The organism is Micromonospora sp. WMMD1120 (assembly GCF_029626235.1).
Classification (GTDB): domain Bacteria; phylum Actinomycetota; class Actinomycetes; order Mycobacteriales; family Micromonosporaceae; genus Micromonospora.
Window position 1 is genome coordinate 3943445 of sequence record NZ_JARUBO010000005.1, and the last position, 26084, is coordinate 3969528.

General features: G+C 71.7%; 30 protein-coding genes and 2 pseudogenes. 18 read left to right on the forward strand and 14 right to left on the reverse strand.

The window, feature by feature from the left end:
* Positions 1 to 104: 104 nt before the first annotated feature.
* Positions 105 to 1445: a glycosyl hydrolase family 18 protein gene (locus tag O7634_RS18580; protein WP_278151377.1), complete on the reverse strand. Its 1341-nt coding sequence runs from the start codon at positions 1443 to 1445 to the stop codon at positions 105 to 107.
* A 73-nt stretch (positions 1446 to 1518) separates the two neighbouring features.
* On the reverse strand, positions 1519 to 2406 hold the full coding sequence (locus O7634_RS18585; protein WP_278151378.1) for an NAD(P)H-binding protein: 888 nt from the start codon (positions 2404 to 2406) through the stop codon (positions 1519 to 1521).
* Between the two features lie 70 nt (positions 2407 to 2476).
* Here O7634_RS18585 and O7634_RS18590 point away from each other — a divergent pair.
* Positions 2477 to 2608, forward strand: a pseudogene (locus O7634_RS18590) (LysR family transcriptional regulator); the annotation flags it as partial.
* Between the two features lie 184 nt (positions 2609 to 2792).
* Positions 2793 to 3350 carry a LysR substrate-binding domain-containing protein gene (locus O7634_RS18595; RefSeq protein WP_278151379.1) on the forward strand — a complete coding sequence of 186 codons (558 nt, stop codon included), beginning with the start codon at positions 2793 to 2795 and terminating at the stop codon, positions 3348 to 3350.
* A 149-nt stretch (positions 3351 to 3499) separates the two neighbouring features.
* Here O7634_RS18595 and O7634_RS18600 read toward each other — a convergent pair whose 3' ends face one another.
* Positions 3500 to 4327, reverse strand: coding sequence for an SAM-dependent methyltransferase (locus O7634_RS18600; protein WP_278151380.1), 828 nt, complete (start codon positions 4325 to 4327; stop codon positions 3500 to 3502).
* A gap of 205 nt (positions 4328 to 4532) precedes the next feature.
* On the reverse strand, positions 4533 to 5456 hold the full coding sequence (locus tag O7634_RS18605) for an SDR family NAD(P)-dependent oxidoreductase (protein ID WP_278151381.1): 924 nt from the start codon (positions 5454 to 5456) through the stop codon (positions 4533 to 4535).
* Between the two features lie 57 nt (positions 5457 to 5513).
* Here O7634_RS18605 and O7634_RS18610 point away from each other — a divergent pair, with 57 nt between their 5' ends.
* The 3 genes and pseudogenes from O7634_RS18610 to O7634_RS18620 form a co-directional block, all read left to right on the forward strand.
* Positions 5514 to 5933 (forward strand): MerR family transcriptional regulator, encoded by a 420-nt coding sequence (locus O7634_RS18610; RefSeq protein ID WP_278151382.1) that lies wholly within the window; start codon positions 5514 to 5516, stop codon positions 5931 to 5933.
* A gap of 105 nt (positions 5934 to 6038) precedes the next feature.
* Positions 6039 to 6572 (forward strand): DUF6817 domain-containing protein, encoded by a 534-nt coding sequence (locus tag O7634_RS18615; RefSeq protein WP_278151383.1) that lies wholly within the window; start codon positions 6039 to 6041, stop codon positions 6570 to 6572.
* Between the two features lie 17 nt (positions 6573 to 6589).
* Positions 6590 to 6739: pseudogene (locus tag O7634_RS18620) on the forward strand (adenylyltransferase/cytidyltransferase family protein); the annotation flags it as partial.
* A 64-nt stretch (positions 6740 to 6803) separates the two neighbouring features.
* Here the strand turns inward: O7634_RS18620 and O7634_RS18625 are convergent.
* Together O7634_RS18625 and O7634_RS18630 are read right to left on the reverse strand one after the other, a co-directional pair.
* Positions 6804 to 7538, reverse strand: coding sequence for a VOC family protein (locus tag O7634_RS18625; protein ID WP_278151384.1), 735 nt, complete (start codon positions 7536 to 7538; stop codon positions 6804 to 6806).
* A 33-nt stretch (positions 7539 to 7571) separates the two neighbouring features.
* Positions 7572 to 8198: an ABATE domain-containing protein gene (locus O7634_RS18630; RefSeq protein WP_278151385.1), complete on the reverse strand. Its 627-nt coding sequence runs from the start codon at positions 8196 to 8198 to the stop codon at positions 7572 to 7574.
* Positions 8199 to 8290: 92 nt separating this feature from the next.
* On the opposite strand from O7634_RS18630, the gene O7634_RS18635 reads away from it, so the two are divergent.
* On the forward strand, positions 8291 to 9469 hold the full coding sequence (locus O7634_RS18635) for an MFS transporter (protein WP_278151386.1): 1179 nt from the start codon (positions 8291 to 8293) through the stop codon (positions 9467 to 9469).
* 38 nt (positions 9470 to 9507) lie between these two features.
* On the opposite strand, the gene O7634_RS18640 is transcribed toward O7634_RS18635, so the two are convergent.
* Positions 9508 to 10290, reverse strand: coding sequence for a phosphotransferase (locus O7634_RS18640; RefSeq protein WP_278151387.1), 783 nt, complete (start codon positions 10288 to 10290; stop codon positions 9508 to 9510).
* Positions 10291 to 10464: 174 nt separating this feature from the next.
* Between O7634_RS18640 and O7634_RS18645 the strand changes: the two genes are divergently transcribed.
* A complete protein-coding gene (locus O7634_RS18645; protein WP_278151388.1) occupies positions 10465 to 11673 on the forward strand; it encodes a zinc-dependent alcohol dehydrogenase in 1209 nt (402 codons plus the stop codon).
* Positions 11674 to 11688: 15 nt separating this feature from the next.
* On the opposite strand, the gene O7634_RS18650 is transcribed toward O7634_RS18645, so the two are convergent.
* A complete protein-coding gene (locus O7634_RS18650; protein ID WP_278151389.1) occupies positions 11689 to 11865 on the reverse strand; it encodes a hypothetical protein in 177 nt (58 codons plus the stop codon).
* Positions 11866 to 12011: 146 nt separating this feature from the next.
* Between O7634_RS18650 and O7634_RS18655 the strand changes: the two genes are divergently transcribed.
* The 4 genes from O7634_RS18655 (at position 12012) to O7634_RS18670 (ending at position 15070) form a co-directional block, all read left to right on the forward strand.
* Positions 12012 to 12731, forward strand: coding sequence for an AraC family transcriptional regulator (locus O7634_RS18655; protein WP_278151390.1), 720 nt, complete (start codon positions 12012 to 12014; stop codon positions 12729 to 12731).
* Positions 12732 to 12787: 56 nt separating this feature from the next.
* Positions 12788 to 13447: a dihydrofolate reductase family protein gene (locus O7634_RS18660; protein ID WP_278151391.1), complete on the forward strand. Its 660-nt coding sequence runs from the start codon at positions 12788 to 12790 to the stop codon at positions 13445 to 13447.
* A 37-nt stretch (positions 13448 to 13484) separates the two neighbouring features.
* The gene (locus O7634_RS18665; RefSeq protein ID WP_278151392.1) at positions 13485 to 13634 is read left to right on the forward strand and encodes a hypothetical protein; all 150 of its coding nucleotides are present in this window, start codon (positions 13485 to 13487) and stop codon (positions 13632 to 13634) included.
* 110 nt (positions 13635 to 13744) lie between these two features.
* Complete coding sequence (locus O7634_RS18670; RefSeq protein ID WP_278154010.1) at positions 13745 to 15070, forward strand: glycoside hydrolase family 6 protein; 1326 nt, start codon at positions 13745 to 13747, stop codon at positions 15068 to 15070.
* A gap of 5 nt (positions 15071 to 15075) precedes the next feature.
* Here O7634_RS18670 and O7634_RS18675 read toward each other — a convergent pair whose 3' ends face one another.
* Together O7634_RS18675 and O7634_RS18680 are read right to left on the reverse strand one after the other, a co-directional pair.
* The gene (locus O7634_RS18675; RefSeq protein WP_278151393.1) at positions 15076 to 15603 is read right to left on the reverse strand and encodes a hypothetical protein; all 528 of its coding nucleotides are present in this window, start codon (positions 15601 to 15603) and stop codon (positions 15076 to 15078) included.
* Between the two features lie 88 nt (positions 15604 to 15691).
* Entirely contained in the window at positions 15692 to 16546 is an 855-nt protein-coding gene (locus tag O7634_RS18680; RefSeq protein WP_278151394.1) for a DUF4253 domain-containing protein, read from the reverse strand.
* Between the two features lie 84 nt (positions 16547 to 16630).
* Between O7634_RS18680 and O7634_RS18685 the strand changes: the two genes are divergently transcribed.
* The 3 genes from O7634_RS18685 to O7634_RS18695 all read left to right on the forward strand — a co-directional run bounded on the left by O7634_RS18685 (position 16631) and on the right by O7634_RS18695 (position 19826).
* Entirely contained in the window at positions 16631 to 18028 is a 1398-nt protein-coding gene (locus tag O7634_RS18685) for an acyl-CoA synthetase (protein WP_278151395.1), read from the forward strand.
* A gap of 21 nt (positions 18029 to 18049) precedes the next feature.
* Positions 18050 to 18424 (forward strand): hypothetical protein, encoded by a 375-nt coding sequence (locus O7634_RS18690; protein WP_278151396.1) that lies wholly within the window; start codon positions 18050 to 18052, stop codon positions 18422 to 18424.
* Positions 18425 to 18644: 220 nt separating this feature from the next.
* The gene (locus O7634_RS18695) at positions 18645 to 19826 is read left to right on the forward strand and encodes a cellulose-binding domain-containing protein (protein WP_278151397.1); all 1182 of its coding nucleotides are present in this window, start codon (positions 18645 to 18647) and stop codon (positions 19824 to 19826) included.
* Positions 19827 to 19901: 75 nt separating this feature from the next.
* Here O7634_RS18695 and O7634_RS18700 read toward each other — a convergent pair whose 3' ends face one another.
* Positions 19902 to 20492: a DinB family protein gene (locus O7634_RS18700; protein ID WP_278151398.1), complete on the reverse strand. Its 591-nt coding sequence runs from the start codon at positions 20490 to 20492 to the stop codon at positions 19902 to 19904.
* A 77-nt stretch (positions 20493 to 20569) separates the two neighbouring features.
* Between O7634_RS18700 and O7634_RS18705 the strand changes: the two genes are divergently transcribed.
* Positions 20570 to 21052: a hypothetical protein gene (locus O7634_RS18705; protein ID WP_278151399.1), complete on the forward strand. Its 483-nt coding sequence runs from the start codon at positions 20570 to 20572 to the stop codon at positions 21050 to 21052.
* 63 nt (positions 21053 to 21115) lie between these two features.
* Here O7634_RS18705 and O7634_RS18710 read toward each other — a convergent pair whose 3' ends face one another.
* Together O7634_RS18710 and O7634_RS18715 are read right to left on the reverse strand one after the other, a co-directional pair.
* Entirely contained in the window at positions 21116 to 22321 is a 1206-nt protein-coding gene (locus tag O7634_RS18710; protein ID WP_278151400.1) for a cellulose binding domain-containing protein, read from the reverse strand.
* A 194-nt stretch (positions 22322 to 22515) separates the two neighbouring features.
* Entirely contained in the window at positions 22516 to 23484 is a 969-nt protein-coding gene (locus O7634_RS18715) for a PaaX family transcriptional regulator C-terminal domain-containing protein (RefSeq protein ID WP_278151401.1), read from the reverse strand.
* Positions 23485 to 23592: 108 nt separating this feature from the next.
* Here O7634_RS18715 and O7634_RS18720 point away from each other — a divergent pair, with 108 nt between their 5' ends.
* Genes O7634_RS18720 through O7634_RS18730 form a run of 3 tightly spaced genes read left to right on the forward strand, consistent with a single transcriptional unit; the run spans position 23593 to position 24529 of the window.
* Entirely contained in the window at positions 23593 to 24084 is a 492-nt protein-coding gene (locus O7634_RS18720) for a YcxB family protein (protein ID WP_278151402.1), read from the forward strand.
* Positions 24081 to 24287 (forward strand): hypothetical protein, encoded by a 207-nt coding sequence (locus O7634_RS18725; protein ID WP_278151403.1) that lies wholly within the window; start codon positions 24081 to 24083, stop codon positions 24285 to 24287. Before O7634_RS18720 ends, O7634_RS18725 begins: the two co-directional genes overlap by 4 nt.
* Before the next feature lie 47 nt (positions 24288 to 24334).
* Positions 24335 to 24529 (forward strand): hypothetical protein, encoded by a 195-nt coding sequence (locus O7634_RS18730; protein WP_278151404.1) that lies wholly within the window; start codon positions 24335 to 24337, stop codon positions 24527 to 24529.
* 64 nt (positions 24530 to 24593) lie between these two features.
* Here the strand turns inward: O7634_RS18730 and O7634_RS18735 are convergent, their stop codons facing one another.
* Positions 24594 to 26048: an alkaline phosphatase PhoX gene (locus O7634_RS18735; protein WP_278151405.1), complete on the reverse strand. Its 1455-nt coding sequence runs from the start codon at positions 26046 to 26048 to the stop codon at positions 24594 to 24596.
* Between the last annotated feature and the right edge of the window lie 36 nt (positions 26049 to 26084).

The window sequence follows — 26084 nt, forward strand, 5'->3', positions numbered from 1 at the left end:
CCCTTCGACGGGTGCTGTCAAAGGCGCTGATCGGCGCGGTGGCCCCCGTAGGGGCATCCGTCGAAGCAGTCTGTTGTGGAGAGCCGATTCGTGGTTGCCCCCTGTCAGCGACCCTGTAGTCGCTTCACGTTGTCGCCGAACGTCCAGCCCTTCGACCCGTCCCAGTTGGCCGACCAGGTCATCAGCCCTTTGAGGCCGGGTACGGAGTTCCACGCCTGCGTGACCAGCGAGGTCGACAGGTAGCCGCCGCCGGCGCCGATCTGCGCGGGCAGGCCCGGAACCTGCTTGTCGTACGGGACGCGGATGGTGGTGCCCTGGATGGTGAGGCCGTTGTTGAGGCACTGCGTCTGCACGGTGAAGCCCTGCACCGTGCCCGCCGGGTACGAGTCGCCGACGCAGCCGTACATGCTGCCGTTGTAGTACTGCATGTTCAGCCACCACAGCCGGCCGTTGTCCACGTACCTCTTGATGATCGGCAGGTACGAGCCCCAGATCGAGCCGTAGACCACGCTGCCGCCGGTGACGTAGGCCGTCTCCGGTGCCATGGTCAGGCCGAAGTTCGACGGCATCCGGGCCAGCACGCCGTCGATGATCCGGATCAGGTTGGCCTGCGACGTGGACAGCGTGTTGATGTTGCCGCTGCCGGTCAGGCCGGTCTCGATGTCGATGTCGATGCCGTCGAAGTGGTAGGCCGTCAGGATCGGCACGATCGTGGCGATGAACCGGTCGGCGACAGCGGTGGAGCTGAGGTCGATGCCCGCGGCGGCCCCGCCGATCGACATCAGGATGGTGGCGCCGGCCGCCTTGGCCTGGCACATCTCGGCCGGGGTGGCCACCTTCACGCCGGCGTCCATGCCGTTCTCCCAGAGGACCGTTCCGTCGGCGCGGATCACCGGGAACGCCGCGTTGATCACGTTGTAGCCGTGCTGGCTCAGCCGGCTGTCGGTGATCGGGATCCAGCCGAGTCCGGGGTGTACGCCGTTGGACGCGCCGTCCCAGTTCTCCCAGTAGCCCTGCAACACCTTGCCGGTGGGCCGCGACTTCACCGCGCAGGTCCCACCCGTCGGCGGCGGTGTGGTCGGGGAAGGGGTGGTCGGTGGCGGCGTGGTGGGCGGCGGGGTCGTCGGTGGCGAGGTGGTCGGCGGCGGAGTGGTCCCGGAGCACGCGCCGAGGTCGCGCCAGAGCGACGGGGTGGAGGCGGGATTCCAGCCGGCACCCGGGTGCGCGGTGTGGGTGACCAGTGCCTGGTAGAGCCGTCCGCCGTAGGTGACCTGCGCACCCGCCTGGTAGGTGGTGCCCTCGGCCCAGCCCGGGGCGGTGCAGGCGACCATCGGCACGGCGGTGGTCGAGGAGACGGCCGCCACGCTGCTGGGGACGAAGGCGACGGCGGCCGTGACGGTCATCGCCGCCCCGGCCACCACTGCGAAAATCCGACGGCTTCTCATGGCTCACTCCCCGGCTTCGGCGACCCGCGACCTCCACATATTGACGTTCGTAAAGTTTAATATCAAGGGTTGTTTACAGATTCCGCCGGGCCGGGTCCAGCACAGCCGGCGCGAGCACCGACTCGCACCACTGCCGGAACGTCGTCCCGGCGCCTGCCGCACCGGCGGGCGGGTAGACGCCGGCCGCCTGCGCCTCGGCCATCTCCACCATCGCGTCGAGTGTCGCCGCGCTCGCTCCGAACGACGCGTACCGGGCGCGGTAGTCGGCGAGCGTGGCCTGGTGACAGGTGACCGGTCGCCCCAGGCTCTCGGACATGATCTGTGCCATCTGGCGTGGGGTGTGGTCGACGGGCTCGCGCACGGGCACGCCCCGTTGACCGCTCCACGTCCGGTCGGCGAGCAGTTCGACGGCCGCGCGAGCGATGTCGCCGGTGGCCACCGCCGCGAGCGGGGCATCCGGGTCGGCGGGGAGCACGAACATCCCCTGGTCCCTGATCAGCTCGACCTGGTGCAGCAGGTTCTCCATGAAGAACGCCGCCTGTAGCGAGCGGTAGGCGGCGCCGCTGGACTCGAGCACCTCGTCCATCGCCCAGGCCGCCGAGAGCAACCCGGCGGGGCCGGCGAATCCGCGGCCGAGCGAGGAGACGGCGACGAGACGGGGTACGCCGTGCGCGCGTACGGCCTGCGCGACCGGGCGCGCGAAGCCGAGGTAGTGCGCCCTCACGTCGGGGGCGGCGAAGTCCGGCGGTACGAGCACGAACGCGGCCGTCGCCCCGATCAGCGCGGTGTCGAGCACCGTCGGATCGGCGTGCGAGCCGACGACCACGTCGGCGTACTCGCGAAGGCTCTCCGGCAGGCGGGACGGGTCACGGACGATCAGGCGCAGCGGGGCGCCGGCGGCGCGAAGTGACTCGGCGACGGCCGCGCCGATCGTGCCTGTCGGTGTGCTGATGACGATCATGGTGCCATCGTCGCCCTGGGCCCGGTGAGTCGAGAAGGACCAGTTCAGACACGATCATTACCCTGGGGGCATGAATGAGGTGGAGTCCCGGCCGCTGCGTTATTTCGTCGCCGTCGCCGAGGAACTCAACTTCGCCCGCGCCGCGCGGCGGATCGGCATCGCCGCGCCGGCCCTGTCCCGTGCGATCTCCGGGCTCGAACGGAACCTCGGCGTACGGCTGTTCGAGCGCACCACCCGCAGCGTCACCCTCACCGAGGCGGGCGCGGCGCTCCTGGCAGACGCGGGGGCCGCACTCGCCGCGCTCGACGCCGCCGCCCGGCGGGCCCGGCGGTCCGCCGGGGCGGCCGGCGGAAAGTTGGTGCTCGCCGTGAAGGCCGACGTCGAGGGTGGGCTGCTCGCGGACGTGCTCGCGGCCTACCGGGGCCGAGGCCGAGGCCGTACCGATCGAGGTCCTGTTCTGCGGCTGGCGCGAACAGCCCGGGCTGCTGCGCGCGGGCGAGGCGGACGTGGCGATCGTCGTCGAGCCGTTCGACACCGAGGGCCTGGACGTGGAGCCCCTGACCCGGGAGCCGCAGGTGCTGGCGCTGCCGACCGGGCACCCGCTCGCCGAGCGACAGGGGCTGCGGCTGGCCGACGTCGAGGCCGGGCGCCAGCGGGTCGCCCCCGGCGCCCACGTGTACGTGCGACGGGGGGAGCCGCCGCCACCGTTCGGGGACATCGTGCAGATGCTGCGTCAGATCGAGCTCGGACGGATGATCGCGCTGCTCCCTGTCTCGGTCGCCGAGCGCACCGCCCGGCCGCAGCTGACCTGGTGCCGGGTGGACGACGCCCCGGAGGCAGCGTTTGCTGTGGCGTGGCCGCAGAACTCGCGCTCGCGTGCGGTGGCGACGTTCGTGCGGGTCGCCACAACCGTCTCGGCCAGCCGCGCGCCCGGCACCGCGTAGAGCGTCGAGGGCTGGGACGCTCCTACCGATGCGAGCCGTCCGCTGTGCACGTCAGGATGGCTGGACCTGGTCGAAGAGGGCGAGGGCTTCGGCGGGCGCTTCCGTCGGCGAGGCGGCTGCCTCGCCGACGGACCGCACCGGAGAGACGTCTACGGTTTGCGGGCGAGGAGCCCGACGAAGGTGTGGTAGGTGTCGGTCTGCGCCGGGGCGGGCGCATCCGGCTCCGGGCGCCACTCGGCGAGCGGGACCAGCCCCGGCTCGAGGATCTCCAGCCCATCGGCGAACGAGAGGATCTCCTCGTCCGTCCGCCAGCGGCCGGTGCCCAACGACTCGTTGAAGACCCGCTCGACCTCGCGGGCCTTGCGGGAACCCTCCGGGTCGCGCTCGCCCGGATCGCGGAAGTGTGAGATCGCGACGTAGCTGCCGGAGGGCAACGCGTCGATCAATTCGGCCGCCACCGCGCGCGGGTTCTCGTCGTCACCGAGGTGGTGCAGGATCGCGAAGAGCAGCAGGCCGATCGGCCTGTCGAAGTCGAGGAACCGACGTGCGTCCGGGTGGTGGAGGATCTCCTGCGGCGCCCGGATGTCCGCCTGGATGACGGTCGCCGTGCCCTCCGCCGCGAGCAGGGCCCGCCCGTGGGTCAGCACGATGGGGTCGTTGTCCACATAGACCACCTGAGCCTTCGGGTTCTGCTCGGTGGCGACCTCGTGCACGTTGCCCTGGGTGGGAAGCCCCGACCCGATGTCGAGGAACTGGTCGATGCCCGCCTCACCGACGAGGAAGCGGATCACGCGACGCAGAAAGGCCCGGTTGGCCTGGCCGGCCGCCGGTCCGTCCGGGGTGATCCGCAGGGCGTGTTCGGCGACCTTGCGGTCGGCCTCGAAGTTGTCCTTGCCGCCGAGGAAGAAGTCATAGACCCGCGCCACGCTGGGAATGTTGGGGTCGATGCCGGAGGGGGCCGCTTTGTCGCGGGTCACAGGCGTCTCCATTCGAGTCGAATCAGCGCCGGCTCTGATCTGTGGGCGGCGGTGCCGGCGTTGCGGCGAGTGTAGCGATTGGACAGACAGATTATTCACCCCCGACTGGTATCGCTCCCACGGCTGCCGCGGCGCGTCGGCGACGTCCACGAGCGGCACGCCGTCGCCGCCTGCTGCGTCCCCGACGTGTGGACCAGCTCTGCGCTCAGCTTGAGGCGTCCAGGTCGAGGCCGGTCAGGTCGGCCGACAGCGCCCAGAGGCGGGCCGCATCGGCACTGTCGATCGGGTCGCCGTCGGGCACGTGGCAGTCCGTGCAGTAGTCGCCGCCGTACCCGTCGAGGTCGCCTGACGTCGCGGCCCAGAGCTGCGTCGCGGCGCCCTGGTCGACGGTCTTGAACAGCCCCGGCGTCGACACGCCGTCCGCGTCGATCCAGCCGGCGGCGACCATCTCACTCGCGGCTAGGTGGCGCTGCAGCGGCGTGCGAATCCAGCCCGGGTTGGCGGAGAAGGCCCGAACCCCGTACGACGCGCCGAGCAGGTCAAGGTGGTGGGCGAAGAGGACGTTGGCGAGCTTGGACTGGCCGTACGCCTCCCACTTGTCGTAGCCGTGCGCGAAGTGCACGTCGTCCCAGCGGATACGCCAGTCGGGGCTGCGCCCCGAGGTGACCGAGACAACCCGGGCCGTGCCGGCGGCCGTGAGCGCGGGCCACAGCAGGCTGGTCAGCGCGTAGTGGCCCAGGTGGTTGGTGGCGAACTGCGCCTCCCAGCCGGGACCCACCCGGGTCTCCGGGCACGCCATGATCCCGGCGTTGGCGATCAGGATGTCGAGCGCGGCATGGTCGCGCCGGAACCGTTCGGCGAACGCGCGGACCGAGTCGAGGTCGCCGAGGTCGAGCCGGTCGACCTCGGCGCCGGCCACGCCGTCCAGCGCCTGTCGCGCCGCGTCCGGTCGGCGAGCGGGAACGACGACCCGAGCCCCGGCCCCGGTGAGCGCGAGGGTCGTGGCGAGACCGAGGCCGGAGTAGCCGCCCGTCACGACGGCGGTCCGACCGGTGAGGTCGAGGCCGGCGAGGACGTCGCCGGCCGTACGGTGAGCGCCGGAGGCGGCGCGTGTCGTGTCACTGGTCATGCCAGCGGACGCTAGGTGCTAGACCACGGTCTAGGTCAACAGGCTACGGTCGATGCCGTGACGGACCCGGGACTGAGCATCGGACAGGTGGCCCGGCGCACCGGGCTGAGTGTGCACGCCCTGCGGCTCTACGAGCGCGCGGGTCTGCTGGCCAGCGAGGTCCGGCGCGACGCGTCCGGCAGACGCGTCTACAGCGCCTGGGACGTCGAGTGGTTGGCGAACTGCGTGCGGTTCCGGGCCTCCGGAATGCCGCTCGCGACGATCGGTCGACTGGCCCAGCTCGTCCGGGAGGGCAGCGGCAACGAGGCGGAACGGCTCGAACTGCTGCGCGAGCACCGGCGCCAGGTCGTCGAACGGATCGCGCGGCTGCACGACTGCCTCGACCTCGTCAACGCCAAGGTGGACAGCTACGAGCGGCACCTCGCCGCCGGCGCCTCCGGCGACCCCTGGCAGCAGCAACCCCAACCGGTCAACTGATCTGCTCGGCCAGCGCGACGACGTCGCCGGTGTCCGGCCCTCCTGTGACGTATCGCCCACCCGCGCGGGCAGCCACACCCGCCGGCCGATACCTACAGTCGGGCCATGAGCACTGATGCACCGGTGCGGGCCTGGCTCCGCCAGCGCGGAGCGGAACGGATCGCGCATCCGGGAGGCACCCTGTTCGCCCACCTGTGCCGCGTCAGCGAGCGCCTCGCCGCGTTGGGCTGCGACAGTACGGTGCAGGTCGCGGGCCTCACCCACGCCGCCTACGGCACCGACGGCTTCGACCTCGCCCTGCTGGACCCGGCTGATCGCGGCGTGCTGCGGGATCTCGTCGGTGCCGACGCCGAGGAGCTTGTCTACCTGTACGGCGCCTGCGACCGCGACCGCAGTTGGCGCGCGCTGGCCGAGACCGGGCAGGTGGTCGACCGCTTCACCGGCGAGGTGCGGACGCCGGACGCGGAGCGGCTGCGGTGGCTCACCGACCTGAGCATCGTCAACGAACTGGACGTCATCGCGCACGATCCCGCGCTGGCGGCCCGGCACGGCGCGTACTTCCGGGACCTGTTCGCCTCGTGGGCCGCACTCGCCTCCGAACAGGTCATCCAGGACGCGCGGCGGGTCCTGCGATCGTGACCCCCGCCCGGGTACGTGTGCGGGCCGTCTACCCCGGCAGCTTCGATCCCTTCACCCCCGGGCACCTGGATGTGGTGGGCCGGGCACGGAACCTCTTCGACGAGATGGTCGTGCTCGTCGCGGTCAACAGCGGTAAGCGTCCGGACCTCGGTGCCGAGGAGCGTGCGGCCGCCCGCGCAGCCCGAACTCGCCGCGGTGTCGTCGACGGTGGTACGCCTGCTCGGAGACAGGTCAGCCGGGGGTGAGGACGCAGAACTCGTTGCCCTCGGGGTCGGCGAGGACCCGCCAACGCATCTCGCCGGGCAGGTCGACGGCGCTCGCGCCGAGCGCCTGTAGGCGGTCCGCCTCGGCCGCCAGGTCGTCACCCGGGTAGGGGCGGACGTCGAGGTGGACCCGGTTCCACACGGTCTTGACGTCGTCGGTGCGGATGAACTCGAGGTAGGGGCCGACGCCCTTCGCGGAACGCAGCATCGCGCCACGGTCGGTCACCTTGTGCACCGTCCAGTCCATCGCCGCGCCCCAGAAGCGGGCCATGGTCCGGGGGTCCGCGCAGTCGACGACAACGGCGGCGATCGGGCCCGTGTCCTGGTAGACCGGGCGGGGCTCCAACACGCAGAACTCGTTGCCCTCGGGGTCGGCCAGGACGGTCCAGGGCACGTCGCCCTGACCCACGTCGGCGGGTGTCGCGCCGAGGTCGATCAGGCGCGCGACCACCTCCGCCTGGTGGGCCTGCGAGGTGGTGGCGAGGTCGACGTGTACGCGGTTCTTCACCGCCTTGGGTTCCGAGGAGGCGACGAGGTCGATGCAGACGGCGACGGGGTCGGGATAGACGAAGCCCTCGGGTTCGAGGTTGATGACGCCGGGCCCCTCGCTGGAGACCTCCCAACCGAGTACCTGCGCCCAGAAGCCGCCCAGAGCGGATTCGTCCTGAGCCTTCATGTTGATCTGCACCAGCCGGGTCGCCACGTCGACGATGCTAGCGGCGTGCCAACAACAAGATCAACCGTGTGCCGTCCTGCGGGTGCGCCGCGCGGCGACGTAACGGCGGATCTTCGCGGACTTTCCGCAGTCGTCCATGCTGCACCAGCGGCGACTTCGGTTCTTGCTCTCGTCGGTGAAGAGGAACCGACAGCCCTCACATGCCTTGATCCGGTCCAGCGTCCCGGCGGTGAGAAGCTCGACGGCCGCGTGCACCACCGGCCGGACCGGTCGGGCGAGCGTCCGGTCGGCACGCCAGGTCCAACCGAACCCGTTGTCACCATCGAGGTGGGCGTGGCCCAACGCCTCCGTCTCGTGGTCGCGTAGGCGGGTCAGCGCGGGCGCGGTGGGGCTCCGGCCGGAGGCCACCGCCCGGAACACCTCGTCGATGTCGTCACGGATGCGCAACGACAGCCCGAAGGCGGCACGGGCGCCAGCGGGGTCGGCCCGGGACAGCCGGCGCAGCGCCGCTGCCTCCGGCTTGTCGAGTACGCCCGTGTAGGCGCCCCAGGCCACCAACTCGGGATAGCCGGTCAGCACATCGTCGTCGGGTGGGCCGACGGGCGGACCGGAGCGGGTGTTGACGAGATCCAGGGCGATATTGCCCCCGACCAGTCGCATCCGGGTCACGTCCACAGGTGTTTCCATCGAAACCCACTTTACCGGTTGACCGAGATCGAAGGGCGCCGCTACGGTGTTTCCATCATAGTCAGTTTAGACAGAAACAGCGGAGGGGTCGGATGGGACGCGGGCGGGCTGTCGGAGCGCTGATCGGCCTCTCCGGAGGCACGTTTCTCTACACCACCGCCGAGGCGCTGCCGGTCGGGTTGCTCCTCCCGATGGCGGCGGACCTGGAGGTCACGCCGTCGCAGATCGGCATGCTCGTCACCGCGTACGGCGCGGTGGTGATGATCGCCTCGGTCCCGCTGACGGCGCTGGCCCGCCGGGTTCCCCGTCGATGGCTGCTGTCGACGCTCCTGGTCGGCTTCGTCCTCGGCAACGTGGTGCTGGCGTTCGCGAGCACCGTCACGCTGCTCCTGGCGGCCAGGATGGTCACCGCGGCGACGCACGCGCTCTTCTGGGCGGTGGTGGTGCCCGCCGCCGCCGAGCTGTTCCCACCCGCACGACGTGGGCGGGTGGTCGCCGTCGTCTTCGCCGGCGGCACCGTCGCGCTGGCCCTGGGGGTGCCCGCCGGCACCTGGCTGGGCGAGCGCGCCGGTTGGCGGGCCTCGTTCCTGGCGGTGGCCGGGCTCGGCGCGGTGGTGGTGCTGCTGGTGGCCACGTTGCTGCCGTCGGGGCGGCCGGAGGAGGGGCACGCCGCCCGGGGCGCCACGCCCGACGCCCGGCGCTTCTGGCTGATGGTGGGAGTGGCCGTCCTGGCGACCGCCGGGGCCATCGCGGCCTACACCTACGTCGCCCTCTTCGTCACCGAGGTCAGCGGATTCTCCGCCGCGTCGGTCGGCTACCTCCTGCTGGCCCGGGGCATCGCGAGCGTGTTCGGCATCCTCGCCATCGGCCAGATACTGGACCGCGACCCGTGGCTTGCCATGCTCGGCACCGTCGCGCTGCAATCCACCGCCCTGCTCGGGCTGTACGCTCTCGGTCACCGTCCGTCCGCCTCCGTCACCCTGATCGCGGTGGCCGGGCTGGCGTTCGCCGCGTTCACCGCGACGCTCGGCAGTCTCGTGCTGCACCTGGCGCCCGGGCGCTCCGACCTCGCCGCCGCCACGGTCTCCGCCGCCGTCAACGTCGGCATCACCGCCGGGGCGTTCGTCGGCGGGCTCGCCCTACCGGCCCACGGTGTGCGTAGCACGGTGCTGATCGGCGCCCTGCTCGGCTTCGTCGCCCTGGGATTGGCGATCGGCGACCAGCTCGTCCGGCGGGAGGCCGCCGCGGCACGGCAGCGGGCGTCCGCGTAGCGGCGTACGCCGCTGGTGAGCGCTTCCGGGCGAGGCGGTCACCGTCGAAGGTGGCGCTCGAAGACCGCCCGCTGATCACGCACGTAGGCCGCGTCGGCCAGGTACTGGACGTGGTGCCCGTCGGCGAGGTGGCCGGCGTACGCCCGGTTCCCGGCCCCGGCCTGGGTCCGCATGAAGTCGACGAGCGCGTGCAGCCGGGCCGCCACGGTGTCGACGAGCCCGGCGCGTCCGGCGTCGTCGAGGCCGTACTCGTCGCAGAAGAACCGCAGCCGGGCCGCCTGCTCGGCGGTGGTCCCGAAGCCGTCGGCGTTGCCGGGCGCGGTCATCGGGACCCAGCGGTACGCGGCGTAGGCGACGTCCCACCGGCGCGGCCCCGGCTGGGCGTGGTCGAAGTCGATGATGCCGACGACGCGGTCGCCGTCGAGGACGCAGTTGTGCGGGGCGTAGTCGCCGTGGCAGATGACCTCGACCGGTTCGGTGGCGGCGACCTGCCAACCGTCGCGTGGCGCGTGGCGCGCGTACTCGACGGTCGCGTCGTGATACGCGCGGAGCAACCGGGCGGCGGTCGCCAACGCCTCGGCGGAGGCCGCGGCCGGGCTGGCCGGATAGTCGGAGACATCGCCGGGCAGGAAGTCGAGGATCTCGTGACCGTCGTCGGTCATCCCGAGGAAGCGGGGCGAGCCGCGAAAGCCCCGCGCGGCCAGGTGGCGCAGCAGGCCGTGCACGCGAGGCGACCACGGCCCGGTGGGTCGCCGCACCGTCGCACCGACGCGGATCACCTCGTTGACACCACCGCCGGTCAGCACCTCCCGGTCGACCATCCCGCCCCTCCCTCCGACAGCGCCGATCAGCAATCATCCGCGACGATCGGGTACGCGAAAACCGGTATTTGCCGGGTGCGGGAGTGTGACGTTTGGTGGCATCCGGCACGGGTAGACCGGCCCGAGCCATTCGCCAGGTAGTGCCGGACCAGCCCGTGCGATCGGAGTTGTGCGATGAGAGCTGTGGTCTTTCACGGACTCGGAGACGTCCGGGTGGACACGGTCGACGATCCGGGCATCGAGGAGCCGACCGACGCGGTGGTGCGGCTGACCACCGCCGCCATCTGCGGCACGGACCTGCATTTCGTACGGGGCACGGTGCCGGGGATGAAGGAGGGGAAGATCCTCGGCCACGAGGGTGTGGGCGTGGTGGAGGCCGTCGGCAGGGACGTCCGTAACCTCAGGCCCGGTGACCGGGTGGTCGTCTCGGCGGTGCTCGGCTGCGGGTCCTGTGGCTTCTGCCGGGCCGGGCACTTCGCGCAGTGCGACAACGTCAATCCCTACGGCCCCCGCTCCGGGACCGGGTCGTTCGGCTCGCCCGAGCAGCAGGGTCCGTTCAACGGCTTGCAGGCCGAGTACGCGCGGGTGCCCTTCGCGCACACCAACCTGTTCCGGATACCCGCCTCGATCTCCGACGACCAGGCGATCACGTTGTCGGACATCTACCCGACCGGCTACTTCGGCGCCGTCGTCGCCGACGTCAGCGACGGAAAGGTCGCGACGGTGTGGGGCTGCGGGCCGGTCGGACAGTTCGCCGTCCGATCGGCGTTCCAGCGCGGCGCGGCGCGGGTCATCGCCGTCGACGGTCACCCCGATCGGCTCGAGCACGCACAGGCGGCGGGCGCCGAGGTGATCAACTTCAACGAGGTCGACCCGGTCGAAGCGATCATGGACCTGACCCGGGGCATCGGCGCGGACTGCGCCATCGACGCGGTCGGGGTGGACGCGGAGAGCCCGAAGTCCGGGCCGGCGAGCGGCGCGGCCCGAGACGCCGACCAGCGACACCGCGACGAGCGGGCGCAGATCGCGCCGGAGAGCAACCAGCGGGGCGAGCACTGGAAACCCGGTGACGCGCCGAGCCAGGCCCAGTCCTGGGCCGTCGACAGCCTCGCCAAGATGGGCACCCTGGGTATCGTGGGCGTCTACCCGATGACCGACAGATTCTTCCCGATCGGCACGGTGCTCGCCCGCAACCTGACCGTCAAGGCGGGCAACGGCAACCACCCCCGCTACATACCCCGGTTGATGGCCATGATCGAGGCCGGTCAGGTCCACCCGGAGAGCGTGCTGACCCAGCAACAGCCCCTCGCCGACGCGATCGCCGCCTACCAGCAGTTCGATCTGCGCAGCCCCGGATGGCTCAAGGCGGTCCTGCGCCCCTGACGACTGCCCGTACGGTCACGAGGTCGCGGACGACCCGGGAGGCCCGGTCAGGGCGGTGGGCACGAACTCCAGGAGTTGGAGCCGGCCGTCGAAGGTGCGCGAGTCGACCACCTGTAGCGCCACGTCCGGCCACCCCTCGGCAGCGCCGTACCCGTCGAGCGAGGTGATGTAGTCGACCGTCAGTTCCGGCATGTCAACGCCCTCCCTGTCGTGCCGCCGGTGTCTCGCCAGTATCGACCCGCCGACGTGCCTGACGGGTCGCGCCACGCCCCGGCACCGCCGCCCGATCCCCTAGGCTCGCAGGCCGATCCACTGACCAGCGGCGGGAGGGTGGTGACGTGCGTTTCGAGCACCGCGACGTCGAGACGGACGCGAGCGTCGTCGACCGGGTGTGGCGCACCCACAGCGCGGTCGGGGACACCATGACCTCGGCGGCGCGCACCTGCTGTCACCTGGTGCTCACCCGGATGCGGGGGCGTCTGCACGTCAGCCTGCGCGGACCGGAGACGAGGGCGACCACCGCGCCGGTCCCGCCGGACGCCGAGTTCCTCGGGGTCCGGCTGGCCCTCGGCGCCGTCCTGCGGCCGCACCCCGCCGCCTCGATCGTCGACGGATTCGTCCCCCTCCCGGTGACCGAGTCCGGCCGGGTGGTCATCGGTGGGGAGGACTGGGAGGCGCCGACGTACGAGAACGTCGAGCAGTTCGTCCGGCGCCTGCTGGGCGCGGGGATGCTGGTGCGGTCGCCGCTACGGGCCGAGGAGCATCCGGCCGGGCACCCGGAGGTCCGTTCCCAGCGAACCCGTCAGCGGCGTCATCGCGCGCTCACCGGCCTGTCGCGGACCGCCGTGGCGCAGATCGACCGGGTCAACGCCGCTGCCACGATGCTGCGTCACGGCGACGACTGGCGCGCCGTCGTCGAGACGCTGGGCTACTTCGACCAGGCGCACCTGGGGCATGCGCTCCGTCGCTACCTCGGGCGCACCGCCCGGGAGCTACGGGGGGACGACGACGCGGCGATGTCGTTCCTGTACAAGATCCGTCCGTCGCCGGGGAGCTAACCTCCGTTCGCCGGCCGCCCCGGTGGTTGTCCCGACCCGGACCTCGGAGGAGAAACGTGCTGCTCAGCGTCAACGTCTTCGTCAGCCTCGACGGAATCATGCAGGGGCCGGGAGCGCCGGACGAGGATCGCTCGGGCGACTTCGACCGCGGCGGGTGGCTCGTCCCGCACGCGTCCGCGCACACCAACGAGGTCGTCCAGGGCTGGTTCCGGAGGGCGGACGCCTTCCTCTTCGGGCGTACGAGCTACCGCCTGCTCGGCGGGTACTGGCCGCAGGTCACCGCGCCCGACGACCTGATCGCGACCAAGCTGAACACGCTGCCGAAGTACGTGGTCAGCACCACGCTGACCGACGAGCAGGCCGACTGGAGCCCGACCACCGTCCTCCGCTCCGACATCGTCGAGGCGGTGCGTCGGCTCAAGGAGCTGCCCGGTGGGGAACTCCAGGTCCACGGCAGCTGGCGGCTCGTGCAGACGCTGCACCAGGCGGGGCTGGTCGACCTCTACCGGCTGCTTCAGTACCCGGTCGTCGTCGGCGCCGGGAAACGTCTGTTCCCGGACGGATCGACGCCCGCGACGTTCTCCCTCAGCGACGGGCCCGGAGTGGTGCTACCCGGCGGTGTCACCTCGCTGACGCTGAGGCCCGCCATGCTGGGCGCGCTCTCGTCCGGTGCGTACACCGTGCGGACCGGACGCTCGACGGCGGTCGTCGACTGACATCCGGCGCAACCACCGCCGCGCCTACAGTCCAGGCATGGACGCCAAGACCGACGAGTTGAGGGCGGCGCACGACGTTTTCGCGGAGTTCTATGTGGGCTACCTCGCCGATGCTCTGGACCGCATGCCCGCGGAACGAGCCATTCTCGATCTGTTCTGCGATCTGGCACGGAGGTTCGGAACATAGGACTACCATCGAGAACGATCGATGTCGAGCGTGGCGGAGCGACCGAGCCCGCCGACAGCCGACGGACACGCCCGACAGCACGCCGGGCTGCGAGGAGTTGCGCCGTGACCATGCACCGCCCGGAAACCATACTCGCTCAGGCTGTCGCGTCCGTGCTCGTCATGGGCTCGCTCGCCGGTCCGGCCAGCGCCGCCGAACCGCCGACCCGACCGGACAACCCCTACGTCGGCGCCCGGGTCTACGTCAACCCCGAATGGTCCGATCGTGCCGCCGCGGAGCCCGGGGGCGACGCCGTCGCCGGGCAGCCGACCGCCGTCTGGCTGGATCGGATCGCCAGTATCGGTGGCGCGGCCGGGGCGATGGGCCTGCGCGCGCATCTGGACGCGGCCGTCGCGCAGCACGCCGATCTCGTCCAGGTGACCCTCTACAACCTGCCGGCCCGCGACTGTGGCCGACACGCCCCGCAGGGCGAGTTGTCGATCGAGGACAGCGACCGGTACCGAGCGGAGTTCGTCGACCCGATCGTTGAGACCCTCGCTGCTCCCGAGTACGCCAACCTGCGGATCGTCGCCTTCGTCGAACCAGGCTCGCTGTCCGATCTGGTGGTCAACACCGGCAGTCGGTACCACGCCACAGCGGGCTGCGACGAGGTGTTGGCACGCGGCACCTACCTGGAGGGTGTCGGGTACGCCCTGGCCCGGCTCGGCACCCTGCCCAACGTCTACTCCTACCTGGACATCAGCCACCACGGCGACGTCGGCTGGCCGGAAGACTCCGAGCCGCTGCGCACAGTGCTGCTCCAGGCCACGACCGCCGCCGGCAGCACGCCGGCCAACGTCCACGGATTCGTCACCAACGTCGCCAACTACTCGGTGCTGCGCGAGGAGCACTTCCGCGTCGACGACGTCGTCAACGGCCAACCGGTGTACCAGTCGAAGTGGGTCGACTGGAATCCGTTCGTCGACGAGGTGCCGTACGCGCGGCACATGCGGGAGAGCTTGACGGCGGCGGGCTTTCCGGTGACGGCGGGAGTGGTGGTCGACACCTCTCGCAACGGGTGGGGCGGCCCCAACCGACCCACCGGACCGGTCGCCACCGGCGACCTGAACCGGTACGTCGACGGCAGCCGGATCGACCGGCGCGCGGTCGTCGGCAACTGGTGCAACCAGGTGGGGGCCGGCCTCGGCCAGCGGCCTGCCGCTGAGCCGGAGCCGGGCATCGACGCCTACGTCTGGGTCAAGCCGCCCGGTGAGTCCGACGGCGCTGCGAGTCGCCCGATCATGGGACAGCCGTACGAGCCGATGTGCGACCCGTATTATGCCTCGCCGCGCGGATCCTCGTACGACACCGGAGCGACGCCGAGCGCCCCGCCGTTCGGCGAGTGGTTCCCGGCGCACTTCCGGCAGTTGCTGGCGAACGCCTGGCCACCGCTCTGACGGCCCTACCTCGGCTGCCGTCGAAGTTCGCGCGCCACACCGTGCCGGCGGAGAGCCCAGGCGAGCCGCCGGACGCCGCGATGCCGGACGAACAGTACGGCGGCGCGCCGGATCAGCCCGACCCGGTTGTCACTCACCTGGTTCTCCACCGCCTGCCAGATCAGTTCCCGCACCGTGGCGTTGTCCAGCACGGCCCGCACCTCGCGGCGTACCGCCGGGTCCTCCACCGCCGACGTGACGGCGGCGGCCAGACCCGGGCGGTCCGCGAGGGGCTCCACCAGCGCCGCGACGAGCGGGCGGCGCACGTCGTCCCGCTCCAGCAGCAACAACACCGCCGCACGGATCTCGACGGTGTCCAGCGCGGACCGCAGCAGGCTCAACAGGCTGCGCTCCACCTCGTGGCCGTGGTCCGGGACGGACAGTGCGGCCAGCAGCACCGCCACCTCGTCGAGGTCGACGAGGTGACGCACCCCGTCGCGGAACTCGGGCAGCCCCCACGCGACCTGGAGACCCCTGAGGAGATTGCGGTTCATGAGCGTCCGCTACCCGCCGGCGGCAGTGGACGAAACCCCATGATGCCGTGGCGGACGCCGCCGACAGCACGCCGGCGCTGTCGGACCGTCAGGGTCGGTCGTGCAGGAACCACGCGCCACCGGCGGGCAGGGCGACAGCGACCTCCCACTGGCTCAGATCGAGGTTCGGGGCGAGCGCCTTGATCTGCCCGGCGGCGGTCCACGCCTCGTCACCCGGCGACGGCCGGCGACCGACCTGGAACTGGAGCATGGTGCCCCAGGAGGCGACCAGGCGGGCGTCCCACCGGTCCCGCCACCGCGCCAGCACCTCGGCGAGCTGCTGCCGGTGTTCGAGGGTGAGAGCGCCGTAGTGGTCCACCCAGTACCCCGAGCTGCGTACGTCATCGGTGGGGAGCAGCATGAGCAGGACGCTGTCCGGCGTGAACCAGTAGTCGGTCTGGGTGAGGAACTCCACTGTGGCCAGAACCTCGGCGTACCGGTCGGGGTCGGCGAGCAGCCGGTCGTAGAGCGCCCGCTCCAGCGCGGGGCGCGAGGTCGGCAGCGCCACATCCGACGCCAGGTCGGTCAGGTCGGCGCCGGCCACGCCGTGCGCGTAGTACTCGGCCTCGCCCTCCTGGACCTCGTCGTCCGCCCCGTGGTGGCGGTAGGTCGACCAGGGGTCGGACGACCTGGCGGCCTCGGCGAACGCCAGCAACTCCGACTCCGCCGGCCCCGGCTGGGGCTCCGGCCGCAACTCCAGCCTGCCGACGAAGTCGTCGGTGATCAGGATCGGGCGGCGTCCGGTGACCGGGACCAGGGCCTCGGCGGCCTGCCAGGCCGTCAGCAGTCGGCCGGGGTCGACGCCGCCGACGAGGACGGTGCCCCCGGGGCCGTATCCGGTGGGCAGGCCGGCGAGGGGAGTGCCGAGGAGGGCCGCTTCGATCTGGTCGAGGTCGCTGAGCACCCCGGGAGTGTGGCAGACCAGCACCCGGTGCGGTGCCCCACGCCGAGGGCAGTACGGGTGGCGCGTGCGGCGTAGCCTCGGCCCATGCGTCTGCTCGCCGGTCTCGCCCGGTCCACGCCCGCCGCCGACGATCTGCTCCGGTTCGGGCCGGTGACGATGTCCGCCGAGCGTCTGCTGGAGTGCGCCAGCGCGGTCGCCGACGACCTGCACGGGGAGCCGGTTGTCGCGGTGCACGCCACGGCCACCGCCGAGACCGTGGTGGGGGTGCTCGGGGCGCTGCTCGGCGGGGCCGCCGTCGTGCCCGTGCCGCCCGACTCCGGGCCCCGGGAGCGGGCGCACATCCTGCGGGACTCGGGCGCGACGCTGTTGCTGGCCGGGGCGGAGGACGTGCCGGCGGAGGTCGACGTCCGACGCGTCGACCTGACGCGAACCTCCAGCACCCGCCATCCCGAGCCGGGGCCCGAACAGCCCGCGTTGATCATGTATACGAGCGGCACCACGGGGGCGCCGAAGGGAGCCGTCCTGACGCACGGTGCGGTCGAGGCCGGCATCGACGCGCTCGCCGAGGTGTGGGCATGGACCCCCGACGACGTCCTGGTGCACGGGCTGCCCCTCTTCCACGTACACGGTCTCGTGCTCGGCGTGCTCGGCGCCCTGCGGGTCGGTTGCCGGTTGCGCCACACCGGACGCCCGACCCCCGAGGCGTACGCCGCGGCGGGCGGCAGCCTCTACTTCGCGGTGCCGACCGTCTGGTCGCGGATCTGTGCCCAACCCGACGTCGCCGAGCGCCTCAGTTCGGCACGGCTGCTGGTCTCCGGCAGCGCCGCCCTGCCCGGTCCGGTGTTCGATCGGATGCGTCAGCTCACCGGTCACCGGCCGGTCGAGCGCTACGGCATGACCGAGACGCTGATCACGCTGAGCAATCGCGCCGACGATCCGGCCCGGCGGCCCGGCGTGGTCGGCGCGCCGGTGCCGGGTGTGCGGACCCGGGTGGTCGACGAGGACGGGCGGGCGGTGCCGGCCGACGGCACGGCCATCGGGGAGCTGTGGGTGCGCGGTCCCATGCTGTTCAGTGGCTACCTGGGCAGACCCGACATCACGGCGGCGGTGCGCGACGACGACGGGTGGTTCCGCACGGGTGACATCGCCAGCGTGGCGCCGGACGGGGCACACCGGATCGTCGGCCGCCGGTCCACCGACCTGATCAAGAGCGGGGGCTACCGGATCGGCGCGGGCGAGGTCGAGGACGCCCTGTTGGCCCACCCGGACGTCCGCGAGGCTGCCGTCGTCGGCACGCCGGACGATGACCTCGGCCAGCAGGTGACCGCCTTCGTCGTGGCCGACCAGGTGACCGCCGCCGAACTCGTCGACTTCGTGGCCCGGACGCTCTCCGCCCACAAACGGCCCCGGCGGATCAGCTTCCTGGACGCGCTGCCGCGCAACGCGATGGGCAAGGTGCAGAAACACCTGCTCGTCGATTGACGGGCACCCGGCTCGATTCTGGTGCGCGGCCACCGCGACGCCGCCGTAATCGGCTCGTTCCGTCGACTCACCTGCACCGGGTGCGCCTACTCGGCGTCCTGGTCGGCGCGGAAGTCGCCCGGCCTGTGCTGGAACGGCCCGGTGGACCCGTTCTTCCGACTGCCCTACTGGCTGAGCGCCAGGTGCTGCGGCGGGCGGACGCTCTGGGCGTTCAACCCTGCCCACCTGGACCTCATGGAGGGGTACGTCGGCGCTCGGCTGCGCGAGCGGCGTGCGAAGCCCGGCGGCATGACGTTGGTGGCGCGGCTGCCGAGGTGGATCAAGGATGCCGCTAATCGGGACGAGCTGCTACGGACGATCAGGCGACTCCGGGCCTCGGTGGACTGGCAGGGTTGATTGAATCGAGATGGGTCAATAGATTGAGGGCGGGCACCGCCGGGTCCGGGCGTCCGGGCCGTCGGCGGCTGACAGGTCCACTCCCCGAGCCGGGCACCTCGGTCGTACGCGCCGACCAGACGCCGTGGCGCACCGCCGCGCCGCACAGTGGGCGGGTTGTCGCATCGCATCCGGGCAGGACGCGCACCCCCGTCCGAGCTTCTCGGCAGAAGGACAACTCATGAGATTTTTCCGTGCCCGCCCCGCCTGGGCCGTGCTGGTGGTCGCCGCCCTGACCGCGACCGGAACGGCGGTGCTCACCGACCCGGCCGGCGCCGCCCAGGGATGCCAGGTCACCTACACGCCCAACCAGTGGCCCGGCGGGTTCACCGCCGCGGTGAAGGTGTCGCCCGGCGACACCGCCGTCTCCAGTTGGACCGTCACCTGGACGTACGCCGGCGACGAACGCATCACGAGCGGCTGGAACGCCACCGTTACCCAGTCCGGCACGACGGTCACCGCCCGCAACGCGTCGTACAACGGCAGCATTCCGGCCGGCGGCTCCACCGAGTTCGGCGTGCAGGGGACCTTCGGCTCCAGCGGTGGCGCGCCGACCGGATTCAGCCTGAACGGCGTACCGTGCAACGGCGCCGCGCCGACCACGCCCCCGCCGACCACGCCTCCACCCACGACGCCCCCGCCGACCACGCCCCCGCCCACGACGCCCCCGCCGGTCGGGTGTGCCGGGGCGGTGCTCTGCGACGGCTTCGAGAACCAGACCGGCTCGACGCCGTCCGGCGAGTGGAGCGTGGTGAACCCGGACTGCTCCGGTGCCGGCACCGCCAGCATCGACACCACCACCACGCACAGCGGGAGCCGGGCGGTCCGGATCAACGGGGCGGCGGGCTACTGCAACCACGTCTTCGTGCGGTCCTCGAAGAACCTCGCCAGCGTGGGTAGTGTCCGCTACGCGCGGATCTGGGTGCGGCACACCACCGCCCAGCCCACCGATCACACCACGATGATCACGATGACCGACGCCGCCGACAACAACAGGGATCTGCGGCTGGGCGGCCAGAACGGCGCCCTCCAGTGGAACCGCGCCTCCGACGACGCGACGCTGCCCGAGCAGAGCCCGGCCGGGGTGGCGCAGAGCGTGCCGCTGCCCACCAACCGGTGGGCCTGCGTGGAATTCATGGTGGACGGCGCGACCGGCCAGCTCCGTACCTGGCTGGACGGCGCCGCCATCGCCGGGTTGACCGCCGACGGCGTGCCGACGCACGACATCGACGGCCAGTGGTACAACCGCACCTGGCGGCCGCAGCTCACCGACCTGAGGCTGGGCTGGGAGAGCTACGGCGCCGGGGCCGACACCCTCTGGTACGACGACGTCGCGGTCGGGTCCAGCCGGATCGGCTGCTGACCCGTCGAGATCGAGCGGTGCCGGGCGGCTGGTCGAGGTGTTCCTCGGCCAGCCGTCGGTGTCACCGAGGGGCCGTCAGCCGAAGCGGTCGGCCAGCTTCGTCAGCTTGGCGACGTACGCCGGCCAGTCGTGGCCGTCGGGGAGGACGCTGTTCTCCCGTCGCAGGCCGATCGTGGTGTCGATCTGCTCACGCAGGATGTCCGCGTGACCGGCGTGCCGGGCCAGGTCGGTGGTCACGTGGATGATGATCCGGTGCAGGGTCGCGTCCTGCGCGCCGGGCCGCCACCACGGCACCCGTCCCGGCGCGTCCAGCGGAAGCTGCTCGATCGTCTCGTCCACGAACAGCGCGACCCGGCGGTACAGGTCGATCAGCCCGTCCTTCGTCTCGTCCTCGTACGCGTACCAGTCCGCCTGCGGGTCCTCGTCGTACGCCTCCATCGGGACCAGTTCGTCGGGCGTCGGGAACTGCCGCCCGAAGGTCTGCCCGAAGTAGCCGGCCTCGACGTTGAGGCAGTGCTTGATGATCCCCAGGAGGTTGTTGCCGGTCGCGGTGCGGGGGAGTCGCACCTCGCGTTCGCTCAGCCCGTCGAGCTTCCAGATCAGGTCCTCGCGAGTCCCCCGGAGGTATTCCCGCAGGGCGGTCTTCGCGTCGCTCAGGTCAGCCATGCCGGCCAGTCTCGCGCACCCGACCGACAGCCACCGACCGACCCGGAGTCGTCGGGGGGCGTGGTTAGTCTGCCGGGATGACTACCCCACCCTCTGCCGCCGTCGGGGCGGCGTTCCTCGCCGACGGTCCCGCTGACGGCCTCGATCTCCGCCTGTTCGGACAGTTCGCCGGGTCCTGGCTCCTGGACTGCACGGAGTACGACCCGGACGGCTCGTCGACGGTTCGACGGGGTGAGTGGCATTTCGGGTACGCGTTGGGCGGTCACGCGACGACCGACGTCTGGGTCCTGCCCGGGGTCGAGCACGGCGTCAGCGTACGGTTTCCCGACCCTTCGGCCGGTCCGGGCGTGTGGCGCTCGACCTGGGTCGGGCCGGGGCGACACCGCGTGCACACGTTCCTGGCCGCACGGGTGGGCGCGGACATCGTCCTGGACGGCGGTGACCTGCGGTGGACCTTCTTCGACATCGAGCCCGACAGTTTCCGCTGGCGCAACGAGGCGCGCCAGGACGACGGCGTGTGGAGGCTCGTGCAGTCGTTCCGGGTGTGGCGACGGAGCTGACCCGTCGAGGGTCGATCGGTGGGCCGGCGTGTGGCGCCGACCCACCGACAATTCCGTCGCGCCTCAGCTTCCGGCGCAGGTGGTGGTGGCCCCGTTGCCGTTCCCGGTGCCCTGGAACCCGAAGCTTGTCGACTGGCCGGCGGCCAGGCGACCGTTGTAACTCTGGTTCGCGACGGTGACGGTGCCGCTGGTGCCGCTGCCGACGCCGTTCCACATCGAGGTGACCGCCGCGCCGCTCGGCAGGTTGAGGGTGACCCGCCAGCCGGTGAGGGCGGCGGTCCCCGCCGTGACGGTGACGTTGGCGACGAAGCCGCCGTTCCACTGGTCCTGCACCGCGTAGACGGCGGTGCAGGCGGGAGTGCCGCCCGGGGGTGGCGTGGTGGGCGGTGGCGTGGTGGGCGGCGGGGTGGTGGGCGGTGTGTCGTCGCCGAGCGTCAGGTTCTTCTGCTGGACGGTCCACTGGGTGCGGCACAGGCCGCAGTTGGCGCCGACGAAGTTGGTCCCGGCGGTGGTGTCGCCCTTGAGCCGCCACTTCAGGTAGAGCACCGCGACCCGGCCGAACTCACCGCCGTTGGTCTGGTCGTAGGTGCCGCCGTGCCCGACGTTCAGGTTGCCCATGAACGCGGGCAACCCGGACGGTAGCTTGCCCCAGTCGTCCATGGCGTTGGGGTACGCGATGTCGCTGGGCCCACCGACGAAGTAGGCGATCGGTTTGGTCAGCCTCCGCAGCTGGTAGTCGTCCGCGTCGTTGAGCAGGCCGCTGCTGAAGATGCCGGTCGTGGTGACGCGCGGGTCGTTGGAGACGGCGTACGCCTCCAGGCCGCCGCAGGAGAAGCCGGCCACGGCGACCCTGCTCGTGTCGATCTTGTTGTAGTACTTGCTGCCCTGCCGGGCGTTCTCCGCGAACGCCCAGTCGATGGACTGGGTGAGCATCTGGGAGTTCGTCGACCCGGACCCGTTCGGCGCGCCGTTGGCGATGGCGAGGAAGCCGTGCGAGGCGATCTCGCGCAGGAAGTTGCCCTGGGAGAGGCCGTTGCCCGAGCAGCCTCCGTTGCCCCAGGCCAGGATCGGTAGGCGCTCGGACGGCAGCGTCTGCGGACGGAAGATGGTGTGGTTGGCGAGGCTGGGGGAGGTCTCGTAGTCGGCGGGGTAGGGGCCGGAGCCGCCGACCGCGGCGTCCGCGGGTGTCACGCCGATCGCCATGATCGCTGCGGTGACCGGCAGCAGCAGTGCCGCCAGCCCCGCGTAGACCTTCGATGTCCTTCTCATGCGCCCTCCAACGGATGTCACGACGGCGCTCCCTGCGGTGGCGGTGGTGGTCGTCCGTCCACGCCCTGACCAAGGTGATCAGCGCTGGCCGCGCGTCTGATGGATGGGGGCGGCATCCATCGCCCGGCCGCGCTCTCCCTGGGCGATCCGACGGGAGCTGTGTGCAGTTACTATCACCGCAGTAACGATAAGTGTCAATCTGTTCCGGCGTCCGCCCGCGTCCCGCCGGTCGGCTCCGGGTGGTCGGGGTCGGTGGAGACCCGGAAGTGCGTGATCCACGCGGCGGCCTGCGGCCAGTGCGGCGTGGCCACCTCGACGAGGCGGGCCTCGGCGAGCGAGCCGAGCGTGGAGTGGATGTCCAGGAAGGTCTCCCGGGCCTGCTGGCGGGGCCAGTGCCTCGGCAGCAGGTGCGCGGGCAGGTCCGGGTCGAGGTCCGCGAACCTCCGCCAGGAGTCCATGGCGGAGGTCCGGGCCACCAGGGCCCGGACCGGGGTCACCGTGCCGGCGCGTGCCGCCGCGCGTAGCTCCGCGTAGCGGGCGACGAAGTCCGCGTACCCCGAGGCGAGGGTGGTCAGGTCGTACGCGGACGCCGGACCGTGCGGTCCGGCCTCCTCGTCGAACCGGACGTGCAGGACGGACCACCGTGCGCCGTCGGCGTCGCGCAGCACCTCGTCCAGCGCCTCGCGCACCGGGGCGGCATCGGACCCCGGTCGGATCCACACGCTGTCGTACAGGCCCACGAAGCGCAGCGCGCCCAACGTCCGGCGTACGGCGTGCCGGGCGGCCTGACCGGCGCTCGGGATCGAGAACGACACCAGCAGCCACTCGCCGGTCCAGCGCGGGGGTCGGGCGCCGAAGCTGAGGAAGTGTCGCATCCGGGTGCGGTGCCTGGCGATCGCCGTCGGCGTGAGGTGGTAGACCGGTGGGCGCCCCCGCCCTCGTACCGCGATGAGACCGCGCTTGACCAGCCGCGACAGCGCGGCGCGGGCGCTCGCCTCGCTGACCCCGAACTCGGCCAGGATCGCGATGATCGCGGTCGACGGCAGGTCCGCGTCGGCGGAGTCGAGATATTCGCCGAGCACCGTGGTCAGCAGGTGTTGCGGACTGGACCCGACCTGGGCCCGGGGGGCTCGGACGTCGTCGGCCGGCTCGCGTGCATCCACCTCCTCAGACTGCCGCACCGGGCGGGCGGGACGCGCCCGGCGGTCGCTCCGGGCCGTGAACGCCGCCGACCTCCGACCGGTCGGGGGTCGGCGCACTATCGTTTCGGCGTGCACATCCGTTTTGACGTACCCGCCGATCCCGCCTACCCCGGCCGCGTGGCCGCCGCTCTGGCCGGTGTTCGGCTGCGCCGGTACACCTACGTCGGCGCGGCCCTCGCGGTCGTCGGAGTGGTCGGCCTCGCCGTCGCGTGGAGCACCGGCTCGGGTCAGCGCATCTCCCCGCTGTGGACGGCGTTGCTCATCGGTGGCGTGCTGTCGATGCTGTACCTGCCGTGGGTGCGCACGCGCGCCCAGCGCCGCTCCGACAGGTACGCGGTCGAGGGCGGGTACGACATCACCGACGACAACATCATGATGCGCAGCGGTTCGGAGTCCGGCGGCATCGCCTGGGACGGCGTCGCGCAGGTGCGGGAGACGCCCGACTTCTGGATCGTGTACGTCGGCCGGATGCCGGCGACCGTGATCCCACGCTGGTTGATGTCGGCCGAGGATGCCGAGACGTTGCGGATCTTCCTGGCGGAACGGGGGCTGCTCCGGTGAGCCCGCGCCTATCCTCGATATCGTGCAGCGCGCTGGAATACAGCCTCGACGGCCGGTCGCCGGTGGTGTGCCGGCCCGGCGACGCGCTCACCGTGCCGTACGGCGTGCACCACCAGGCCCGCAATGTCGGTGAGGGCGTCGCCGTCGAGTTGGCCACCTACGTGGTGGAGAAGGGCAAGCCGCTCCTGACCAAGGTGGAGTGAGCCGGTCCGTCGTTTGCGGACTCGACGCGTCGGGCACAGGGGGTGCCATGACGAGTGAACGGGTGAGTTCCGCCGGCAGTGTCGCGATGCGCGTCCTCGGTGTGGTGTTGGTCGTCGTGGGCGTCCTGGGGTTCGTCGGCAGCCTGACCCAGGGCAACGTCGTCGGGCTGGTCCTCGGCGTCCTCTTCGCCGCCGGTGGCGCGATGCTGATCAAGCGCTCCGGCGGTCCGGCCACGCGCTGAGCGGCGGCCGCGACGCGGGTGGGGGGCCGGGCGACGCGCCCGACCCCCCACCGTCCGGGCGGCGTCAGCCCAGGTACTTCTCCCACGGGCCGGTGATGGCCAGGGTGAGACCGGGGTCCTGCATGTTGACGAACAGCACCTTGCCGTCGGCCGAGAAGGTCGGCCCGCAGAACTCCGAGTCGTTGAGCTGGTTGCGGGCGATCGGGTAGGTCGGGCCACCCGGGATCGTGCTGAGCACGTGGGAGGCGCCCGAGCCGTCCTCGGCGAGCACGAGGCTGCCCCACGGGGTGACAGTCACGTTGTCCGGACCGTCGAAGGTGAGGTCGGTGTACTTGACCGGCGTCCCCTCCTCGGACTGGGTCTGGTGCGGGAAGTACGTCACCAGCTGGATGGTCTGGTCCTTGAAGTTGTAGAACCACACCATGCCGTCGTGCGGCGCCGCGTCCGCCGGCAGGTCACCCTCGTCCCAGGCGTACGAGTTGACCACGTACACGCCCTCGTCGGTGGCCCACACGCCCTCGAACTTGCGTCCCCGGGTGACCTGGCCGTCGGCGAACTGCTCACGGACGGACGTGGTGCGGGCGTCGCGGTCGGGCACCTCGATCCAGCGGACCGGGAAGGGGCGGCCGAGCTGGGCGGAGGTCAGGTAGGCGACGTCCGGCAGCACCGAGCCGTCGTCCATGATGATCTGCATCGCGGCGAGGACGCCGGCGTTCGGCGCGAGGCGGGTGAGCACGCCGGGGCCGACCCTGACGCCGTGCGGCGCGGTCCAGCGGTAGAAGAGGCCGTTGGGTCCGTCGGCGTCCTCGGAGAGGTAGATCCGGGTGCGGTCCTTGTCGACGGCCAGGGCCTCGTGGGAGTAGCGGCCGAGGCACTTGATCGGCCTCGGGTCCGCGCTGCCGTCGGCCCACACCTCGAAGACGTAGCCGTGGTCCTTCTGGTAGACGCCGGAGCGGTCACCCTCCTCCCAGGTGTCGCCGGCCCGGTCCTCCGTCTCCTCGCAGGTGAGCCAGGTCCCCCACGGGGTCGGCCCGCCGGCGCAGTTGGAGATGGTGCCGGAGAGCGCCACGAACTCACCCAGGTTCCGGCCCGCCCCGTCCGTCGTGATCACGGTGCAACCGCCGGCGTCGACGGCGCCCGGGTCGTAGACCGTCCCCTTGACGTGCGGCACGCCGAACTCGGCGCCCGGGTCGATCTCGTGGTTCTGGATCAGGGTGTAACGGCCGTGGCCGGCGTCGTAGACGGCCATGCCGTCGTGGTCCGACGGGGTCACGCCCTGCCCGCGGTCGAGCCGGGTCACGCCGGTGCGGGTGACGATGGTGTAGCGGAAGCCCTTGGGCAGGGCCAGGATCCCCCTGGGGTCGTCCACGAGCGGCGGGAAGGGCACGTTGCCGGGCTTCGCCGGCGGGTGCGGCCGGGCCGGGCTGGCCTGCGCCAGCGACGGCAGGCCGCCGGCGACGGCGAGGCCCACACCGGCGGCGGCGCCGCCCGCGAGGAAGGTACGACGAGAGGAAGGCACTGGATCAACTCCTGGTCAGGGCGTGGCACGACGCCT

Excerpts from the sequence above, each read along its gene's own strand:
- O7634_RS18580 (WP_278151377.1), bottom strand. The coding sequence starts at position 1,445 with ATGAGAAGCCGTCGGATTTTCGCAGTGGTGGCCGGGGCGGCGATGACC.
- O7634_RS18585 (WP_278151378.1), bottom strand. The coding sequence starts at position 2,406 with ATGATCGTCATCAGCACACCGACAGGCACGATCGGCGCGGCCGTCGCC.
- O7634_RS18605 (WP_278151381.1), bottom strand. The coding sequence starts at position 5,456 with ATGACCAGTGACACGACACGCGCCGCCTCCGGCGCTCACCGTACGGCC.
- O7634_RS18615 (WP_278151383.1), top strand. The coding sequence starts at position 6,039 with ATGAGCACTGATGCACCGGTGCGGGCCTGGCTCCGCCAGCGCGGAGCG.
- O7634_RS18630 (WP_278151385.1), bottom strand. The coding sequence starts at position 8,198 with ATGGAAACACCTGTGGACGTGACCCGGATGCGACTGGTCGGGGGCAAT.
- O7634_RS18635 (WP_278151386.1), top strand. The coding sequence starts at position 8,291 with ATGGGACGCGGGCGGGCTGTCGGAGCGCTGATCGGCCTCTCCGGAGGC.
- O7634_RS18640 (WP_278151387.1), bottom strand. The coding sequence starts at position 10,290 with ATGGTCGACCGGGAGGTGCTGACCGGCGGTGGTGTCAACGAGGTGATC.
- O7634_RS18645 (WP_278151388.1), top strand. The coding sequence starts at position 10,465 with ATGAGAGCTGTGGTCTTTCACGGACTCGGAGACGTCCGGGTGGACACG.
- O7634_RS18650 (WP_278151389.1), bottom strand. The coding sequence starts at position 11,865 with ATGCCGGAACTGACGGTCGACTACATCACCTCGCTCGACGGGTACGGC.
- O7634_RS18665 (WP_278151392.1), top strand. The coding sequence starts at position 13,485 with ATGGACGCCAAGACCGACGAGTTGAGGGCGGCGCACGACGTTTTCGCG.
- O7634_RS18670 (WP_278154010.1), top strand. The coding sequence starts at position 13,745 with ATGCACCGCCCGGAAACCATACTCGCTCAGGCTGTCGCGTCCGTGCTC.
- O7634_RS18675 (WP_278151393.1), bottom strand. The coding sequence starts at position 15,603 with ATGAACCGCAATCTCCTCAGGGGTCTCCAGGTCGCGTGGGGGCTGCCC.
- O7634_RS18685 (WP_278151395.1), top strand. The coding sequence starts at position 16,631 with ATGCGTCTGCTCGCCGGTCTCGCCCGGTCCACGCCCGCCGCCGACGAT.
- O7634_RS18695 (WP_278151397.1), top strand. The coding sequence starts at position 18,645 with ATGAGATTTTTCCGTGCCCGCCCCGCCTGGGCCGTGCTGGTGGTCGCC.
- O7634_RS18700 (WP_278151398.1), bottom strand. The coding sequence starts at position 20,492 with ATGGCTGACCTGAGCGACGCGAAGACCGCCCTGCGGGAATACCTCCGG.
- O7634_RS18705 (WP_278151399.1), top strand. The coding sequence starts at position 20,570 with ATGACTACCCCACCCTCTGCCGCCGTCGGGGCGGCGTTCCTCGCCGAC.
- O7634_RS18710 (WP_278151400.1), bottom strand. The coding sequence starts at position 22,321 with ATGAGAAGGACATCGAAGGTCTACGCGGGGCTGGCGGCACTGCTGCTG.
- O7634_RS18730 (WP_278151404.1), top strand. The coding sequence starts at position 24,335 with ATGACGAGTGAACGGGTGAGTTCCGCCGGCAGTGTCGCGATGCGCGTC.